Here is a 16,474-nt window from a genome sequence, read left to right on the forward strand (position 1 = left end):
AGCAATGTCAGAGATAACAAGAAAAGCAACCAGATATCTTGCCTCACTGGTACTTATAACCGTCATCAATTTCACCCTCCCAAGGTTCATGCCTGGAGACCCTGTAAAAAACCTTATAGGAGAAGATGTTTATGTGTCTGAAAGCGTTATGAAAGAGCTGAGAGTAGAACTCGGGCTTGACATGCCCCTTTATGAGCAGTTTGTGTCCTTCCTTTCGGACCTTTTGCACCTTGACCTTGGGTATTCTTATCACCTCCATGCTCCTGTTGCAGAAATCCTGCTGGACAGGATGAGCTGGACCCTGCTTTTTGTAGGAGTATCAGTGATTGTTGGAGCCCTGCTAGGGAGCCTGCTAGGGGCTCTTGCCGGATGGAAGCCGGAAAGAAGAATGAGCCGTTTTGCAGGTTTTGCTTTTGTTGTACTTTCCTGCACACCACCTTATTTCCTTGCCCTCCTTTCCCTCTATCTCTTTTCTTTCAAGCTAGGGCTCTTTCCCTCAAAGGGATTTTATGATTCCCCGGAAATAGGGAATATGCTGCATCACCTCTTTTTGCCTGTCTGTGTAATGTCTATCTTTTCAGCATCCAGGAATTTTCTGGTTATGCGCGGAAGCGTAATCCAGGAAAAGGAACAGCTTTACGTGCTATATGCAAAGGCAAAAGGCCTGCACGATACCGGCATACTCTTCAGGCACATCATAAAAAATGCCTCACTTCCGGCCATAACCCTGCTTGCCATGGACTTTGGGTTTCTTTTCAGCGGGGCACTATTTATAGAAATAATATTCTCCTTAAACGGCATGGGCACCCTTATTTATGGAGCAATAATGGGAAAGGATTATCCACTTCTCCAGGGGGCTTTTCTGGTAATTGCCCTTACGGCCCTGTTTGCGAATATGCTTGCTGACCTGCTCTATGTTTTAATCGATCCCAGAGTAAGGAGGCCGGCATGAGTCTGGAAGCTGCCCGTATTGAAGAGACCTGCATAACAGAAACCTGTACTGAAGGGCATCCTGAAAAACAGCTGGAAACTCCCAGCTTCAGTTTTCCTGGAAGAATATCATTCAGGAGTTTCCGGAGACAGAAAGATTTTCCGGGAAAATTCAATTGGGGAGGCATTCTCCTCTTTGCCGTTTTCCTGTGCATGGCGCTGTTCCCTGCTCTCTTTGCCCCCTATGCCCCAAACGAGCGTTTCATGCCTTATGGAGCTCCTTCGGAAGGACATCTTCTCGGGACAAACGATATAGGAAACGACATCCTCTCCGAACTTGTGTACGGGGCAAGAATTTCAATGACCTTAGGCTTTGCAGCGGCCCTTCTCTCAACCATATTAGGGACTATTCTCGGGCTCTGTGCGGGTTATTTCAGGGGAGCCACTGATGAGCTTCTGATGGGATTTACCGATGTTGTCCTTATTATTCCGAAAATTCCCCTTATCATAGTCCTGGGAGCATTCTTGAAACCTAGTATCTGGATCTTGATCCCTGTGCTTGGCCTCCTGTCCTGGGAATCTACCGCCAGAGTTACCCGTTCAAAGACTCTGCAGCTCAGAGAAGCAGGCTACGTTAAAAGCGCCAGATGTATGGGCTTTTCCGCCTGGCATATTATGGTCTCGGACATTTTCCCCAATATCGTACATGTCCTGTTACCTAAATTCATGCTGGCAACAGCTTCAGCAATGATCTCGGAAGCCTCACTTTCTTTCCTGGGACTCAGCGATATAAGTATGAGGAGCTGGGGAAGTATGCTTTCTTTTGCCTTTTTCCGAGGAGGTTTTATCAGGGATATGTGGTGGTGGTACATGCCTCCCGGGATCTGCATTACCCTCTGCGTGATGTCTATCGCAATGGTAGGGTTCGGGCTTGAGACAAAAGGGGAGAAATACACAGGCGGGGGTGCGAGTACGTTATGAAAGCCCACTTCACGAAAACATTGCTTGAAGTAAGGGATCTCGAAGTCTCTTTTAAGGGAATAAAAACCATAACCGCTCTTTCAGGCATTTCATTTTCGATTGGAGAAAGCGAAACTCTGGCTCTCGTGGGAGAAACAGGCTGTGGAAAATCCGTGGTCGCACACGCAATTGTACGCCTTCTGCCCCCTGAGTCCAGAGTAAAAGGGATTGTGGAATTAGTGGGAAAATCCCTGCTAGAACTAAGTGAAAAAGAGATTGCAAAGACAAGGGGAAAAGAAATTGGGATCATTTTCCAGAACCCGTCCCTTGCCCTTAACCCTGTGTATTCCATAGGGCACCAGCTTGCAGAACCCCTGCGTGTGCACCGGAAGGAAAAGAAAAAAGAAGCGATTTCCAAAGCCGCAACCGTCCTGAAAAATATGGGTTTTGTAAACGTCGCTGAGTGGATTAGCTATTACCCCTCATGGTGCTCAGGAGGGATGAACCAGCGCTTTTTGATCGCGGCTTCAACTATGCTTGACCCGATCCTCCTTATAGCAGATGAGCCCGGCAAAGGGCTTGACAGAAAATGCATCACTGAGCTGGAAATCGAGCTTAAGAAATTGAAAGGGGAAAAAAAGACTGCTATGCTTCTTATAAGCCATGACCTTGGCTTCGTGCAGAGGCTTGCAGACCGGGTCGCCGTAATGTACGCCGGAGAGGTTGTTGAACTTGCTGAATCTTCAATCTTTTTTGAGAGACCCTTACATCCTTACTCAAAGGGACTCCTGAACAGCCTGCCCGAAAATGGCTTTGTTCCCATACCCGGTTTTTCCCCTCCACTCAGCGACCCTCCTTCAGGCTGCAAATTTCACCCAAGATGTTCACTCAGGAAAAAAAGCTGCACTGATAGACACCCGGAGCTTAAAGAGATTGACGAAAGATCTGTGAGGTGTTTTTTATATCCCTGAGAGCAGACAGCCTATCTAAAATTTACGGAGCTGGCTTGCTGAGTCCTGGAAAGTACGTTTTCAGAGAGATCTCACTGGAAATAAGGCCAGGCAAGACCTTCGGGCTTATGGGACCATCCGGAGAAGGGAAAAGCACACTCGGAAGAGTTATTGCCGGGCTTGAGAAGCCCATGGCAGGCTTCGTATATTATAACGATCTCCCGCTTTCCGGGATGAAAAAAACCGAACATGCCGCCTTCCGCCGCAGAGTCCAGATAATGTTTCAGGACCCCACGGATGCTTTTAATCCGAGGAAAAAGATCGAACATTCGGTTTCTGAGGTACTGGCACTCCTCAAGGTCCCCAAAGTCAAATATGCCTCAAAAACAGAAGAGATGCTCATTACCGCAGGCCTCCCGGAAGAAGTGCTTTCACGCTATCCTTCCCAGCTCTCAGGCGGCCAGCTACAGCGCCTTGCCCTGGGCCGGATTCTCCTGCTCGACCCGGAATACATTATCCTTGACGAGCCAACTTCTGCCCTTGACGTCTCAGTGCAGGCCCAGATCCTCCACATGCTTAAAAAGGTGCAGGCAGAGCGGGATACAGGTTACCTCCTCATTTCCCATGATGAATCTGTGGTCCGTTTTATGTCTGACAGCTGCGGAGTGCTTGAAAATGGGCAGCTGAAGCTCATTGATTAACGGCTCTAGAGAGCCTTGATTTTCGGTTGCCCGGGTTTCGCATCGGGATTACAGGAAACCGGAGACTTTTCGGGGAGTTGCACTGCAAGTGCGATAGCAAGAGGCCCTTTTCGGCAGAAAAAAGGAAAAAGGAAAGAAAAATGAGCTGAAAACCTGAAATTTAAAAAAGCTCCAGAATGGCTTCAGGGCTTTCAAGTACAGTGATTCCCTGCAGCCCTTTTACAATATCAACATTACGCTTATCTACGTCCCGAACCAGTACATCTACAGGTCCGCCCTTGATGGCATTATAAGGACACAGCTCCTTGCAGATCCCGCAGCCTTTGCATTTCAGGAGTTCTATCTGGTCTGTGACATCATTTTTCTCGGTGATTGCTTCGTGGGGGCAGTTTTCTCTAGGAGAACATTCTTCGCAGTGCCTGCACTGTTTTCTGTCAATGTTGTAGGGCATTTCCGATACAATAGAGCCTTCAATGTCCACGGGCACGATATATACCGGGACTCTTCCCTTTACTGCCTGGGCAACGGCATTGGTTACAAGGGAATCGGCAATACCATAGGCAATCTTCGAAACAGTGTTTGAGGTTGCTGGTGTGATGAAGAGGGCATCATATCTATCAAGGAGAAAGCGCCCGACTTTAGGGGAACTTGAACCCTGCTCGCTTTCCCGGAAAATCTCCTCAAGGTAATCTCCTCCGGAGATTTTTACAAGCTTCTGCTCAAGCCCGTACATCCTGAGCACTTCTTCGGCTGCCCTTGAGACGTACGTATTTACGGAAAGTCCGGGGTCTCTGAGTTTGAGTTCTTTAAAGACCTGGTAACTGCGGTTCAGGAAATGCCCTGCTCCTGTAATACCCCATGCAATTCTCTGAAAACTCATGGAAAGAAGTCATGCCTGAGGGAGATAATATAATTTTCTAAAAAAGACATTCTGGATGCAAAAGAGAATTCAAATCCCGAGCACTTCATAAAGTAGTTTCATGGCTTTCTTTTCACTGTTGCCTCCGCATTTGGAAGCAAGGGTTTCATAATATCGGATCCATTCAAGGTATTTTTCATCTTCTGACAGCTGGTAGCGGGTCGCATGGACGGTAGCCTCAAGCACGGCATTAAATCCCCTGTTGGGTACGGGGAGTTCTTTTCTATTAAGTTCATTGAAGCCCGCCTCCACAGGAACAAGATCGGCAATAAGAGCCTGGTCCGTATTTTTAACATTAATGCATTCGAAAACAACCCAGGAGACGGCTTCTTTAAGGACCGGGAACTTAAGCCCGCCTGCAAATACATATCCAAACTCGGAAGGTTCAAGGTCGAAAAAGGTGGAACGCACAAAAAGAAGGGGGTCGTAAACCACATTTGAAGTGAGATAACCCTCTTTAAGGACATTTGCCCACGTGTGGCTGCCTTTGAAAAGGCGAACGAAAGGCCTCCCGCCCTTTGTGATGATACCTATAGGAGCGGCATTGGGGTGCTCAAATCCGGTGCTTACTACTACTTCAGAGATTCCCTGCCGGATCCCGAACTGAGGAAGGTCGATAGTATGACACGGTTTTTCAAACTCCCTGCAATCAGAAGAGAACTCGGTCAAAATCTCAAGCCTCCGAGAAGGGCAATAAAAAGCCCTGCAATAATAATATCTGCAGTAGAGCCGGGATTAATCCTTTTTTCCAGAAGCTCGGAGTCAAACTCCTGTACTGCAGGAAGAATGGATGCAAAGCCACTGGCTGTTTTCCCTGAAGTTTCCCAGCCTGAAAGAATCTCGCCTGCTCTGTAAGATACGTAATCTGCAGTTTCGGTATCAAACTTGGTCTGGATAAAAGTATCTCTATGCTTTGAAAGCAGTTTCAGGAATGTATACACTATAGCATCGTTTATTCCCGTGCCTGAACAGCTGGAAACAGAACCTCCGGTCAAAGCTTCTGCTCTGCAGTTTCGTGCTTGCATGAAATCAAGAATGTTTTTTGCCCCCTCAAGGCAGCGCCCGAAACCTGAGGTCCACTCATTTGCTATGAGGTCATACCCTTTGGCAATCTCCATAAGAGCGTAAAGGGTGATATTCTGTTTCCTTAGATCGGCAGTTGCTTCAGGATCTTCGAGGTCAAATTCGTTCACACTGTTTACCCTGACTCCTGCATGCCCGAAAGCCCTGTAGAACTCAACAGCATCTTCACAGTCCGTTGCGCGGACGAAAGTGTGTGCACAGGCAGCAAGGTGCTCAAATTGCCCGCTATCAAGCCGGAAACCTGTTTTTCCGCAGTGAGGTTGTTCTCTTGAAATTTCGCCTGCAGCCATTACCAGAGGGATCAGGAGTAAGAAGGCGCCAAAATGAGTATTTCCTCCCTGCTGCCAGGCAGAGCTTTCGTAAACTGCACTTCTGAGAAGGGCTCCTATCCTTCCTTTGCTCCTTGCAGCAAGCTCAAGGACAGGATAGACAGCAACCGAAGAAGCGACAAAATGCTCAAAACAGGTATCAGGGTAATTATGTTCCCTATCAACGTTCCCTGGCTTTGGAGAAGCTGAGACCTCAAGCAGCATAGCAAGCTGTGCATAGCGTGCAATCAGACTCGGGGCCGGAGACTCATCCACCCATTCAGGGATGTGACAGGAGAAAGCAGTATTAGTGGGATTCATTTACTGGAATCCTGGCGTGGTCAAGGATATATTTTGCCAGCTGCTCCTTAAGCTTCATGTACTCCGCGTCAGAAAGGTCGAGCGTGTTCAGAACACCATCCCTGATCCAGCAGGGCTTTGTAATCTTGCAGCACCAGACAAGGCTGCCGAAACATGTATCCTCTCCGAACTCGAGCATCGTGCCCCTGGCAAATTCCATTTTTGTCCGGGCGAACTCTTCTGCGGTGTATCCCAGCTTTCGGGATTTCTCATGCACAGGGCAGGGCTTTACCGGGAGACAGCAAAAAGCCAGAGCCCTGAAGTCCCCTTCACTGCAAACGTGCTTGGGGGCATTGTACCAGCCTATCGACTGCTGATAAGAACTTACACTTTCTACAAGTTCCTTTATCAGTTCAGGATTTTCCATGGCCCCCCTTGCAACAGAAACCATATCAGCCCCCCGGGAAAACATGTCCTTTGCAGCGGCAAAGTCAGTAACCGAGTTGTTGCCTATGAGGAAGAGCCTTGTAGCATCCCTGTAACTTGTAATGGAATCGAGATCCGCTCCGAAACCTTCGAGCATGGCATCTACATGGATAATGTCAGCCCCAGCCTTATCAATAAGCCTGGCAAGTTCGACATCATTCACCACATTTGCCCGTACCTTTACGGAAAGTACGACCCCTGTTTCCTTTATTGCCTTTATCCAGGCAGAAAGCTTTGGAAGGTCACGCAGAAGGGCTTCTCCTATCCCTGCCTCGAGCATTTCAGGCTGCTTACAGTGAGCATTTAATTCAAGGATCGCCCCTTCTTCCTTTACAACTTTTGCAGCTTCAATTAAAGGCTCAAGAGTAGTGCTTCTCACGTTTACCGCAACAGCACTACCGGAGGTTACAGCCCGGATTTCCTTTTTTATAAGCTCCATAGGTTCATTGGAAATGAACTCTTTTCTACCCCTGGCTACAAGGTCTGATGCAACTGCAATCGACCCTTCATCCAGATTGAAGGCTCCAAGCACTACGAGCCCGGCATCACCTGCATACTGGTTGGCAAAAGCACTGTCGACAATTCCTGCCATTGGCGCCAGCGCGATAGGATTTCTGAAACGGACATATCCAATATGCAAATCAAATAGATAATCACTCATGTTTTACCTCTAAAAAATAAGCCTGAAAACTGAACACAAAAATGATAGTTATAGTCACATATTAAACTAACGAATCTCGTTAAATCTAAGGGGATCTTTTTCCAGATAATTTATGAAAATGGAAAATCCATCTTATTTTCACGATTACAATACATATATATTAATATTTGGGCATATCCTCAACACACAAAAGTTATATAGAGTACACGGAAGGAATCCCCCTGTTTATTTAGAGCCGTGAAAAAACTTAAATCTGCCAGAAGATTGTTGAAGATAAATTTGTTGAAGATAAATTAGGATAAGAAACCTCTTTTAGCTGGTTTCCTTTTGCAGAAATATCAGCCCATAAATATATATACGATCAAAAAATATATAGAGCCAGTCAATCAACAACATGCGAGAGAGGATGGACGGCTGCCGGACCTTCTGGTCTGAGGAAAGTCTCCCCACCGCTCCGGACACACGAACATCTGTAAAGGATGTCGGGCGAGAGCCCGGGCCCTGGCACAGAAACGAGAACCATACCCTGCAAATGCGATGATGCCATAAGCTGAGGTCGCAGGGAAGGTGGATGAAACGGCGAATCCTCGTGGGTGCAAGTTGGAAATCGGGAAGAACGAGCAGTCCGGAATCGTCCCGATTGGTTTTGGTAACGCTTAGCCGAATGCCGTCGCTGCAAGAGTCTCAGGACCATTTCTTACACTGATAAGTGGCGGAAATCTTTGCAGGAACAGAAGGGAGCTTACACGCCTCACTCGCATCTAATAATTCAATTTATACTTCTGGCTCTAATTATTCTTTTTACACTACTGATTCTTCCCTGTCATGGACTTTATTTTAAGTGCAGGTTCAGCCAGACTGAAATTAAGAAGTAACCACCTGACATAGTCTTTGTGGCTTCTGTTTATCACAACTTCATCCAGATATTTATCCAATATTTCATTTCTGCTGAGAGCAAGCTTGAAAGAGATCTCAGGGAAACGGTACATAACTTTTTCCAGTTTAAGGGAACTGACAAGGAAGTTTCCGAAATCCTGCCTGCACCTGGATTCATACTCTTTAAGATCGCTCAATTTCCGATCATAAAGCACAAGGTCAGCCACCTTCTCCGCTGCAAGCTGTCCTGACCGGATCGCATACGCGATACCTTCCCCTATGAAGGCGTCCACGAAACCTGCGGCGTCTCCACTAAGAAGGACCCTTGAACTTACAGTTCTTCGCTTTATTCCCCCCTGAGGAATAATGTGGGCGTGGAACTGAAATTCCCCTGAAAAGCCGTTTGCCCGCAAAAAATCCTGCATTACCTTCCTCGGGTGTTTTAGATGTTCGGCTGTTCCCACTACTCCCACTGAATAATACCCTGCATGAGGGAAAATCCAGCCGTACCCCCCGGGGGCAGTCCCGAAATGAATATCTATAACATCGGGAAACCTATTCATTATCACCTCGTCATTTTCAGGGATTTCCGAAACAAGGGCAAGATCATATTCTGTTCTCCGGGTTCTCTGAGGACTGACAGCATATTTAAGCATGCCTTCTGAGCCTTCCGCAATAAGGACAAACTTTGCCAGGTAAGTATTCTGTGAAGTCTTAATCTCAACGCATTCTCCTCTTTCCTTACAATCCAGAACCTTTTCCCCGAAATGAACTTCAATTCCTGTCTCCCTGGCTTTATCAAGCAGGAAATTGTCAAAAACATTTCTGGAGATCAGCAAAGCTAACCTGTAATTAACCTGCTTTTCAATACAGCTATCTCTGAAATGGATCCTTACTTTGGAAATATCCCTTTCTATTAAAGACTCAGGGAGCTTGAAATCCAGGCACGATAGAGCATACGGGGATAAAGCCCCTCCACAGGGCTTATACCTCGGGAAATTTTCTTTTTCAAGCAGGAGGGTTGAGATTCCTGCTTTTCCAGCTACCCTTCCGGCAGAGGCTCCCGAAGGCCCTCCACCCACTATAATCAGATCATACATACTCAAGACCCCTGCTAATGGATGAGGCATGGCGTGAACAGACAGCCTCAAATGAATTGTTTACCCCATAAAGTAGATTGATTCTGGAACAATAAAAAGATAGAGGAAAAAGAGAGTTGGGAGAGGATCTTTGATAAACCAGGAATACCTTTGAAAAACTCCTTATTATTAATTGAATTTAAAATTCAGAAATTACCTGAGTTTAACGTTCAGAAGGGACCAACGAAGATAATCCTTATAATTAATGCTGAAATCCACAACTTCAAGGTATTTATCAATCATTTCATCACTTGATGTGAAGATTTTAAATGTCTTCTCAGGGAAGCGATGCATTATTCTGGAAAACATAAGGGAATACTTAAGATGTGTTCCAAACTCCGCCTGACAGAGAGACTCATACCTATTCAGGTCTTTTGTTTTACCATTATGCAGGCAAATTTCGGCAATTACTTCAGCAGCAAATTGCCCGGAACTGATAGCATAAGCCAGCCCTTCCCCAGAGAAAGAATCAACGAAACCTGCAGCATCCCCACTCAGGAGGACTCTCGAACCGGAAACTTTTCGCTTAATTCCGCCCCAGGGGATCTTGTGACCGTGCAGTTTGTAATCGCCTCTGAAGCCGTTTACCCTCAGGAACTCAAGCATTGCTTCCTTTGGATGGGAAAGGTCTTTTACAACTCCGCCAATTCCGACAGAATAATAGGTTTTGTGGGGAAAGATCCAGCCGTACCCTCCTCCGACAACACCGAAATGCAGTTCAATTGCCCTTCCTAGTCTTTCTTCAATTTCTTTTTCCTCTGCAGGGACTTCGGCGACCATACAGATCCCATACTCCTCTTTAGTATCCGCAGGCCTTACACACGTTTTGACGAGTCCCTGTGCCCCCTCGGAAACGATTGCAAATTTTGCCCTATATGTGCCCCTGTTAGACTCGACTTCGACATATTCGGGCATTTCCCTGCAACAAAGCGCCTTTTCCCCTGTATGGACTTCAATTCCGGTTTCCTTTGCCTTTTCAAGAAGGAAATTATCAAACATGTCCCGAGAGACAAGAACAGACAACCGGTAATCTTTATGTGCCTCGATTAACTGGTCTTTGTAAAAGATCCTTGCCCCTGTAATTTCCCACTCAATAACATCCTCAGGGAGCTCGAAATCAAGGTAAGAAATCGCATGTTTCGAGAGCCCTCCTCCACAGGGTTTGTACCTGGGGAATTCTTCCTTTTCAAGTAGCAGCGTATTGAGACCAAGTTTTCCCGCCCTTCTCCCGGCCGAGGCTCCGGAAGGGCCACCACCTACGATGATTATATCATACATGAAAGTAACATCCTCTAAAGTATCCTGAAATTATATGAGTTTCAATCTATTCAACCAAGACCTAATTTAAAGTGTTGATATAATTCAAGATTGCGATTGAGTTATGAAAAAGAGAAAAATAGGAAACGCGCAAAAAAGAGAAAATCAGAAGAAATACGACACTTTTTGCACTCTTTTAAATTAACTTTTAAGATCTTCAAAAACTCCAAGCACCTTCTGGTAATCCACTTTTGTCCCGAAACAACCATCGTTTTCCATAGTAATTCCGTAGGTGATTACTTTTTTGCCTTTAAGAGCACGCATGACCTTGTTAATCTCATAGTCACAGGCAATAAGAAGAACACCTTCTGCTGCTTCCATTTTAAGGATATTTTTTACAAACGAAGAACCTGTCACGATGAAAACCTTATACCCGTATTTTTCAGCGTCTTTCTTTAACTGGGTAAAAACACACTTTCCACATAACTTGCACTGGATTCCTGTCTGTGTAGAGTGGGCAGGACAGTCAAGGCTGCGCATGCAGTGAGGAGCGAGAATTACCCTCTTTTTCGTTTTTGCAAAGGCAGAAGCATGGGCTCTATTTTTCAGAGATGACATCCATTTGTCCAAGACACGGGTGTCTGAAAATTTAAGGAAAATTTGTCTTAAAGGCAAATAAAAGAAGTCAAGTACATCTGCATAAAAGCCTGCCAGAAAAACACTGCGTGTAAGGCTCCTCCGGCTGACCAGCAGAGCCACGCCTGACAGGGTAAAGGATATCAGGACGGAGATAAAAAGAGCCTGCCCGATAATGTTATACATGGCACATCTCCATTTTTTGAATTATTTCTTCAACATTTGCTTCGGTATTGAAGCAGCCGTCCTTAAGAAGAAGAACACCCTGAACAGGGACAAAAGAAACAGCCTGCATGTTCTCGGATAGCTCATTATAACAGGCAACCCCGAGACAGGATTCGGGCCTGTACTCTTTGAATATTTTTTTAACAAAACTGCCCCCTGGGACGACGAAAACCCGAAAATCACACCTATCAGCAGCGTCACAGAGCTTTGATATATCACAGAGCCCGCACCGCCTGCACTCATAACCATAGACAGGATCGCACCTTGCTTTACAGCTGGGGTGGCGCAAACACTGCGGAAGAAGCAGAATTTTCCTCCCTTTGTTATTAATGAAACCATCGTACATAACAGCGTTCCTGACATCAATAAGGATATCGTCAACAAGAGTATCCCTTATCCGGAAAACTCTGCAGATCCATTTTGCAGGAGAATAAAAGAGATACAGCGTAAATAATACGAACCCCGGAAAAATGATCCTGTGCTTTTTAAACGAATACGCCCCTATAAGCAGGGCAAGCCCGGTGCCTGCAAGAGCAAGAAGCATCAGGTATATGAATACTCTTCCTAGAAATTCGTAAGGAATATACATATTCAAGGGGAGGGAAGTGTCGGTATTTAAGTTTTACTATAAGCAGTAAGACACGGGATCAAAAAAATAGAAATAAAGAAAGCTGGGAAAAAACCAGCCTTCAAGCTTTTTTGGGTTCTGCTTTTTTGGGTTCTTCTACACTGAGACCAAGGGCCTGTGCAACCAGGACAATGACATCCTCGACTTCGAGGTCAGCTTTGAGAGAGTCACGACCGTCCATAAGATTCCTCTTACAGAAGGGGCATGCACTGGAGAGGATATCTGCATTGGTTTCAAGGGCATCCTTGACTCTGGACTCTGCAACACCGACTGCAAGGTCCGGAATACCTGCCTTTACACCACCGCCAGCTCCACAGCAGCGCTGGAATTCTTTTATTCTGTCCATCTCAACGAACTTGACGCCCGGAATATGGGAAAGCACATACCTCGGAGCATCAAAGACACCCACGTGGCGGCCCAGGTGACAGGGATCGTGATAGGTAACGGTTTTGTCCAGAGATTTCTCCCATTTGATTTTGTCTTTCTTGATCAGGTCTTCGAGGAACTCTGTGATATGGACAACCTCAAAAGGAAGCTCTTCGCCGATAAGCCTCGGCCAGTCAACCTTTGCTGCACGGAAACAGCCTGCACATGCAAAGAGAACCTTTGTGGCACCCTTCGCCTTAATGGCTTCAACATTGTGTCTTGCGGTTTCACGGGGCACATCATTGACATGGACCTGACCTGTTCTGATAAGGGCAGAACCGCAGCACCATTCCTCTTCTCCGAGCATGGCAAATTCGATGCCCAGCTTGTTAAGCACACGGGAGGTTGCAAGGGCGAGGGCAAGCTGCTTGTATCCTGCGGTACAGCCTGTAAAGTAGACAATATTTGCTTTGTCTGCAATCTTCACATCGGGGGGCACCCAGGCAAGCCTGTCTTTCTGGTCAAGCAGGTAAGGGTTGTGGTACTGTCCTATGAGCTTGGGGAACATATTCTGCTTTCCGTAAGGACCGATTCCTTTCTTAACAAGGTTTGTCCTCAGGGATTCCCAGAGTTCCACGGTGTTGATGCCTGATTCACATACAGTTGCACAGATACCACAGGTGGTACAGCCGTGCACATCGTCTTTGAATTCTTCAAGCTCGGACTGGGGGATTTCTGTCGGGCCGAAGAGTCTTGCTTTGATCCCGTAGGATTTGTTCATGAACTGCCTCCAGCGCAAGATTTTATCCCTGGGTGCTAACCCGGGCTTCTGGCCGGAAGCTGCATAAGTTGGACACCATTTTACACATTCACCGCAGCGGGTGCAGGAGTCGAGCTCCATGAGCTGGACTGCTGTAAGGTTTTTGGTGTCAATTGATGGAGTTTTTTTTGACATTTTTATTCTCCTCCCTTATTTGCAAGGATTGCAAGGGGGGTGGCGATTACATGAATATACTTGCTGTATGGGATATATGCTATACAGAATAGCAGAGAAATCACGGAGTGGAAGAGAGCTGCAGGGGGTGCAGTTGCAGGGTCAAGCCCGAAGCCCCAGATAAACTGGGTCCTGATACCATCGGCAATAAAACCGGAGATAGTGACTATGAAAACTCCTCCGAGAAGGATCCAGTCATACATGATGGTAGCTTGCCTTACATCCGAGACAACGATTCTCCTGACTATTGCGATAAGGACTCCGATAAGGAGGACATAGCCGAAGATATAGTTCGGGAGAGAGAGGAATTCTCTAAACTCTGCGGGGGTGAACGGGAGCTCGATTCCGAACTTTTCAATCATCTCGACTGCAAACATGAGCCCTGACAGGGCAAACAGAGTCATCCAGCCTGCAAAAATCGTAAAGTGCATGAACCAGCGAAGAGGGCTTCTTTTGAGAATTCTTCTCTGGAAGAGAATATCAAGGATAAGAACCTCAAGGATGGGTTTTCCATGTCCGTGATGAGACTCTTCTATGACCTGTTCCCACCAGGTTTTTAAGAATCTGATTGCACTTCCTTTCTTTCCTTCCTGAGGCTCAAGCGCGTAACCTGTCACTCCTGCTCCCCACTTCTGAAAGTTAAGAATCATTCCGTATAAGAAAATCACAATGGCGATTGTGCTGAGTATCATTATCTGGACAAACGTAATTCTGAGTGCATCCGTGAGCCCAGAGAAGTAAAGCATTTCCTCACTAATAATTTATTCCTCCTATATATGGGTCAAAAACTGAGAACTGATACTGCTTTTAGAAATATCATTGATGTTACAGAATATCAATAACAGTAAAAACAGAGCAGGAACCGTAGCGACTGTCTGTATAAGGTTTGAATAGTCTGTTAGTCTTTGCATCTATTATATTTAAACATTATCTTTAACACACAATACATCGAAAAGCTCACAAGAGCCGCGAAAACAGGGTAGCATTAAAGCCATCTAAAAGGAAAAGAAAAAGAAAACTTGAAAAATAGTGGTAAAATTATAATATAGAAATTATAAATTACTTTATTGAAATTATTCTTGACAGAAAATGAAAACATCCGACTGCGGAGAGATCAAAAAAATTACGGAAAAAGAATAGGGCGCGCTCACAAAAGTCAAAATAAAAGGCTAGAAAAAGCTGGAAAAAAAGGAGATCCAGATTAAACCCGTGCCAGATACTTAAAAGCACGGTTTTTCTCTGAAATCAAACTATCCAGCTTTCCTTCTGAAATTACTTTTGAAACCAGCTTATTGAATTTAGCTCACTTGAAACCAGCTCATCTTAACGTGGTTCAACTAAATTGGCTCATATTTCAAAAGAGCTGCTTAGAGTCCGACTCCTTCTTTGAATTTCTCAATCCCCATCTCGTCCAGTACTTCTCCGATCCTTCTTGGCTTTCCATATCCCTTATAAAAGTTAATTATCCTGTCAACAAGATCCAGAACCTGTTCTTCGGAAAGGTCTTTTGCCACCACACTTCCGAGCCTTGGACGGGGCCCCGCGCTTCCCCCGACACTCATGGTAAAACCTTTTGCTGTGCCCATGATTCCTATATCTTTTATGCTCGGTTCGGAGCAGGAATTCTGACAGCCGGAAACAGCCATTTTGAATTTAGAAGGAAGCTGCATACCATGGTATTTCTCATCAAGTTTCAGGCCAAGCCCGACAGCATCCTGTTTGCCTCTCTTACAGAATGTAGTTCCAGGGCAGATTTTGACGCTCCTGACACAGAGTCCGATGGCTGCTCCGGGTTTCATACCCAGTTCAGCCCATGCTGCATCCAGGTCTTCCTCCTTGAGCCCTACAACCGCAATTCTCTGGGCTGAAGTAATTTTCAGAGCTGCAGCTCCATATTTCTCTGCGATGTCTGCTATCTTTCTGAGGGTTTCCGGATATACGATCCCTCCGGGAATGTGCGGAGCAATTGCATAAGTTTCCCCATCTCTTTGCAGGATTGCAGCTTTTTCAGGAAGGTCTCCCTTAACATACTCTTTGCTTACCATATTCTACACTCTCCTAGTTTAATAGTTTCAAGTTTGTTTCAGGATCTAACCAATTAACCTGAACAATCACTTAGCCCAAGCGATCATTTAGCCCAAGCGATCATTTAGCCCAAGCGATCAATTAACCTAAGCAATCAGTTAGTTTAAGCCCGATGTTCAGACACCAAAGCAAAAACTGAGTTGATGAACAGGTTGAGGTTTCAGAAATTTTTTTGATCTATAGATAAACGAATCTGGAAACCTGTTTTAGCCCCAGGAAATTAGACCCCTTACAAAACTACAGAACCTCGATAACCCGGCACCCTCCGGATTAGAGGAATTAAACTTCTGGACCCGTAAAAGAGAGTACCAGATCAGAGAATATATTGCTTGAAACAATATAAAATTGTATGTGTACACAAAAAACGGTTTGTATCATGAATTAAAATCCGGATCAAATACATGAAATGACACAGTCTTTACGTAAATTCACTATCAAAGACGGAAATACATATAAAAGAATAAGGTGAATAATAAAATCAATTAAGGTTTCAAGACAATGGGAAAAAACGGACCAGGAAATCCGTTTGTAGTTTTTACTGCTGTTTTTTATTCCATAAAGCCCTGGATCCTGCTTTATGACCAGTTTGTACATACTCCCTCAATTGACCTTTTTATAGTTAATTTTCAGAGCTTAATCCAATATATAAAGGGAATAAATAAGACCTCTGCATACCTTAAAGGATAAAAGATTACAGTAGAAAGGGTAAAAGATTACAGTAGATAAAAATAAGAATAAAAAATAGATTAAAGCGGATGGAAAACAGTCAATATGAAAATTTATATTGATGAAGAGAAATGTACAGGATGCGGGGCATGTAAGGCTGCCTGCCCTAAAGGCCCGAGGGTTTATTCCATAGAAGAAAAAAACGGTAAAAAGGTCTGTGTCCTGAAGGACCCCTCTTACTGTCTGGGGTGCAGAATGTGTGTGACTGTCTGTATGGCAGATGCAATTACCCTCGATAACTGAT

17 protein-coding genes and 1 other RNA gene are annotated in these 16,474 nt (G+C 45.3%); 7 read left to right on the top strand and 11 right to left on the bottom strand.

Features of this window, described 5'->3' with window-relative positions; all coding sequences use genetic code 11:
• Nucleotides 1-4: 4 nt before the first annotated feature.
• The 4 genes from ACZ5A8_RS18580 to ACZ5A8_RS18595 are packed head-to-tail and all read left to right on the top strand — an operon-like array spanning nt 5 to nt 3,541.
• Nucleotides 5-952, top strand: coding sequence for an ABC transporter permease (locus ACZ5A8_RS18580; protein WP_464530838.1), 948 nt, complete (start codon nt 5-7; stop codon nt 950-952).
• Nucleotides 949-1,911, top strand: a complete 963-nt coding sequence (locus ACZ5A8_RS18585) for an ABC transporter permease (protein WP_464530839.1) — start codon at nt 949-951, stop codon at nt 1,909-1,911. Before ACZ5A8_RS18580 ends, ACZ5A8_RS18585 begins: the two co-directional genes overlap by 4 nt.
• On the top strand, nt 1,908-2,861 hold the full coding sequence (locus ACZ5A8_RS18590; protein ID WP_464530841.1) for an ABC transporter ATP-binding protein: 954 nt from the start codon (nt 1,908-1,910) through the stop codon (nt 2,859-2,861). Before ACZ5A8_RS18585 ends, ACZ5A8_RS18590 begins: the two co-directional genes overlap by 4 nt.
• A 35-nt stretch (nt 2,862-2,896) precedes the next feature.
• Nucleotides 2,897-3,541, top strand: a complete 645-nt coding sequence (locus ACZ5A8_RS18595; protein ID WP_464530842.1) for an ABC transporter ATP-binding protein — start codon at nt 2,897-2,899, stop codon at nt 3,539-3,541.
• Nucleotides 3,542-3,701: 160 nt separating this feature from the next.
• Here ACZ5A8_RS18595 and ACZ5A8_RS18600 read toward each other — a convergent pair whose 3' ends face one another.
• From ACZ5A8_RS18600 to ACZ5A8_RS18615, 4 genes are all read right to left on the bottom strand, one after another.
• Nucleotides 3,702-4,421: a dihydromethanopterin reductase (acceptor) gene (locus ACZ5A8_RS18600; RefSeq protein ID WP_464530844.1), complete on the bottom strand. Its 720-nt coding sequence runs from the start codon at nt 4,419-4,421 to the stop codon at nt 3,702-3,704.
• 69 nt (nt 4,422-4,490) lie between these two features.
• Complete coding sequence (locus tag ACZ5A8_RS18605; RefSeq protein ID WP_464530845.1) at nt 4,491-5,129, bottom strand: DUF447 domain-containing protein; 639 nt, start codon at nt 5,127-5,129, stop codon at nt 4,491-4,493.
• A complete protein-coding gene (locus ACZ5A8_RS18610; RefSeq protein ID WP_464530846.1) occupies nt 5,126-6,172 on the bottom strand; it encodes a triphosphoribosyl-dephospho-CoA synthase in 1,047 nt (348 codons plus the stop codon). The genes ACZ5A8_RS18605 and ACZ5A8_RS18610 overlap by 4 nt, the downstream gene beginning before the upstream one ends.
• Complete coding sequence (locus tag ACZ5A8_RS18615) at nt 6,159-7,298, bottom strand: methanogenesis marker 9 domain-containing protein (RefSeq protein WP_464530848.1); 1,140 nt, start codon at nt 7,296-7,298, stop codon at nt 6,159-6,161. Before ACZ5A8_RS18615 ends, ACZ5A8_RS18610 begins: the two co-directional genes overlap by 14 nt.
• A gap of 398 nt (nt 7,299-7,696) precedes the next feature.
• Here ACZ5A8_RS18615 and rnpB point away from each other — a divergent pair.
• Nucleotides 7,697-8,055: RNase P RNA component (rnpB, locus tag ACZ5A8_RS18620), an RNA gene on the top strand.
• Between the two features lie 49 nt (nt 8,056-8,104).
• Here rnpB and ACZ5A8_RS18625 read toward each other — a convergent pair.
• From ACZ5A8_RS18625 to ACZ5A8_RS18655, 7 genes are all read right to left on the bottom strand, one after another.
• The gene (locus ACZ5A8_RS18625) at nt 8,105-9,274 is read right to left on the bottom strand and encodes a geranylgeranyl reductase family protein (RefSeq protein WP_464530849.1); all 1,170 of its coding nucleotides are present in this window, start codon (nt 9,272-9,274) and stop codon (nt 8,105-8,107) included.
• 192 nt (nt 9,275-9,466) lie between these two features.
• Nucleotides 9,467-10,591: a geranylgeranyl reductase family protein gene (locus ACZ5A8_RS18630; RefSeq protein ID WP_464530850.1), complete on the bottom strand. Its 1,125-nt coding sequence runs from the start codon at nt 10,589-10,591 to the stop codon at nt 9,467-9,469.
• Between the two features lie 180 nt (nt 10,592-10,771).
• A complete protein-coding gene (locus ACZ5A8_RS18635; RefSeq protein WP_464530852.1) occupies nt 10,772-11,392 on the bottom strand; it encodes a DUF116 domain-containing protein in 621 nt (206 codons plus the stop codon).
• Nucleotides 11,385-12,020: a DUF116 domain-containing protein gene (locus ACZ5A8_RS18640; RefSeq protein WP_464530853.1), complete on the bottom strand. Its 636-nt coding sequence runs from the start codon at nt 12,018-12,020 to the stop codon at nt 11,385-11,387. The genes ACZ5A8_RS18635 and ACZ5A8_RS18640 overlap by 8 nt, the downstream gene beginning before the upstream one ends.
• Nucleotides 12,021-12,120: 100 nt before the next feature.
• On the bottom strand, nt 12,121-13,380 hold the full coding sequence (hdrD, locus tag ACZ5A8_RS18645; RefSeq protein ID WP_464530854.1) for a dihydromethanophenazine:CoB--CoM heterodisulfide reductase subunit HdrD: 1,260 nt from the start codon (nt 13,378-13,380) through the stop codon (nt 12,121-12,123).
• Nucleotides 13,381-13,382: 2 nt separating this feature from the next.
• Nucleotides 13,383-14,165 carry a dihydromethanophenazine:CoB--CoM heterodisulfide reductase subunit HdrE gene (hdrE, locus tag ACZ5A8_RS18650; protein WP_464530855.1) on the bottom strand — a complete coding sequence of 261 codons (783 nt, stop codon included), beginning with the start codon at nt 14,163-14,165 and terminating at the stop codon, nt 13,383-13,385.
• A gap of 621 nt (nt 14,166-14,786) precedes the next feature.
• Nucleotides 14,787-15,464, bottom strand: a complete 678-nt coding sequence (locus tag ACZ5A8_RS18655; protein WP_464530857.1) for an NAD(P)/FAD-dependent oxidoreductase — start codon at nt 15,462-15,464, stop codon at nt 14,787-14,789.
• Between the two features lie 538 nt (nt 15,465-16,002).
• Here ACZ5A8_RS18655 and ACZ5A8_RS18660 point away from each other — a divergent pair.
• On the top strand, nt 16,003-16,191 hold the full coding sequence (locus ACZ5A8_RS18660; protein ID WP_464530858.1) for a hypothetical protein: 189 nt from the start codon (nt 16,003-16,005) through the stop codon (nt 16,189-16,191).
• 84 nt (nt 16,192-16,275) lie between these two features.
• Complete coding sequence (locus tag ACZ5A8_RS18665; protein WP_229390079.1) at nt 16,276-16,473, top strand: 4Fe-4S dicluster domain-containing protein; 198 nt, start codon at nt 16,276-16,278, stop codon at nt 16,471-16,473.
• Nucleotide 16,474 lies beyond the last annotated feature (1 nt).

It is taken from the genome of Methanosarcina subterranea (assembly GCF_055385895.1).

Bases quoted from the DNA above. Each gene is read 5' to 3' on its own strand.
- ACZ5A8_RS18580 (WP_464530838.1), top strand. From the start codon at position 5: ATGTCAGAGATAACAAGAAAAGCAACCAGATATCTTGCCTCACTGGTA.
- ACZ5A8_RS18585 (WP_464530839.1), top strand. From the start codon at position 949: ATGAGTCTGGAAGCTGCCCGTATTGAAGAGACCTGCATAACAGAAACC.
- ACZ5A8_RS18590 (WP_464530841.1), top strand. From the start codon at position 1,908: ATGAAAGCCCACTTCACGAAAACATTGCTTGAAGTAAGGGATCTCGAA.
- ACZ5A8_RS18600 (WP_464530844.1), bottom strand. From the start codon at position 4,421: ATGAGTTTTCAGAGAATTGCATGGGGTATTACAGGAGCAGGGCATTTC.
- ACZ5A8_RS18610 (WP_464530846.1), bottom strand. From the start codon at position 6,172: ATGAATCCCACTAATACTGCTTTCTCCTGTCACATCCCTGAATGGGTG.
- ACZ5A8_RS18615 (WP_464530848.1), bottom strand. From the start codon at position 7,298: ATGAGTGATTATCTATTTGATTTGCATATTGGATATGTCCGTTTCAGA.
- ACZ5A8_RS18625 (WP_464530849.1), bottom strand. From the start codon at position 9,274: ATGTATGATCTGATTATAGTGGGTGGAGGGCCTTCGGGAGCCTCTGCC.
- ACZ5A8_RS18630 (WP_464530850.1), bottom strand. From the start codon at position 10,591: ATGTATGATATAATCATCGTAGGTGGTGGCCCTTCCGGAGCCTCGGCC.
- ACZ5A8_RS18635 (WP_464530852.1), bottom strand. From the start codon at position 11,392: ATGTATAACATTATCGGGCAGGCTCTTTTTATCTCCGTCCTGATATCC.
- ACZ5A8_RS18640 (WP_464530853.1), bottom strand. From the start codon at position 12,020: ATGTATATTCCTTACGAATTTCTAGGAAGAGTATTCATATACCTGATG.
- hdrD (WP_464530854.1), bottom strand. From the start codon at position 13,380: ATGTCAAAAAAAACTCCATCAATTGACACCAAAAACCTTACAGCAGTC.
- hdrE (WP_464530855.1), bottom strand. From the start codon at position 14,165: ATGCTTTACTTCTCTGGGCTCACGGATGCACTCAGAATTACGTTTGTC.
- ACZ5A8_RS18655 (WP_464530857.1), bottom strand. From the start codon at position 15,464: ATGGTAAGCAAAGAGTATGTTAAGGGAGACCTTCCTGAAAAAGCTGCA.
- ACZ5A8_RS18660 (WP_464530858.1), top strand. From the start codon at position 16,003: ATGGGAAAAAACGGACCAGGAAATCCGTTTGTAGTTTTTACTGCTGTT.
- ACZ5A8_RS18665 (WP_229390079.1), top strand. From the start codon at position 16,276: ATGAAAATTTATATTGATGAAGAGAAATGTACAGGATGCGGGGCATGT.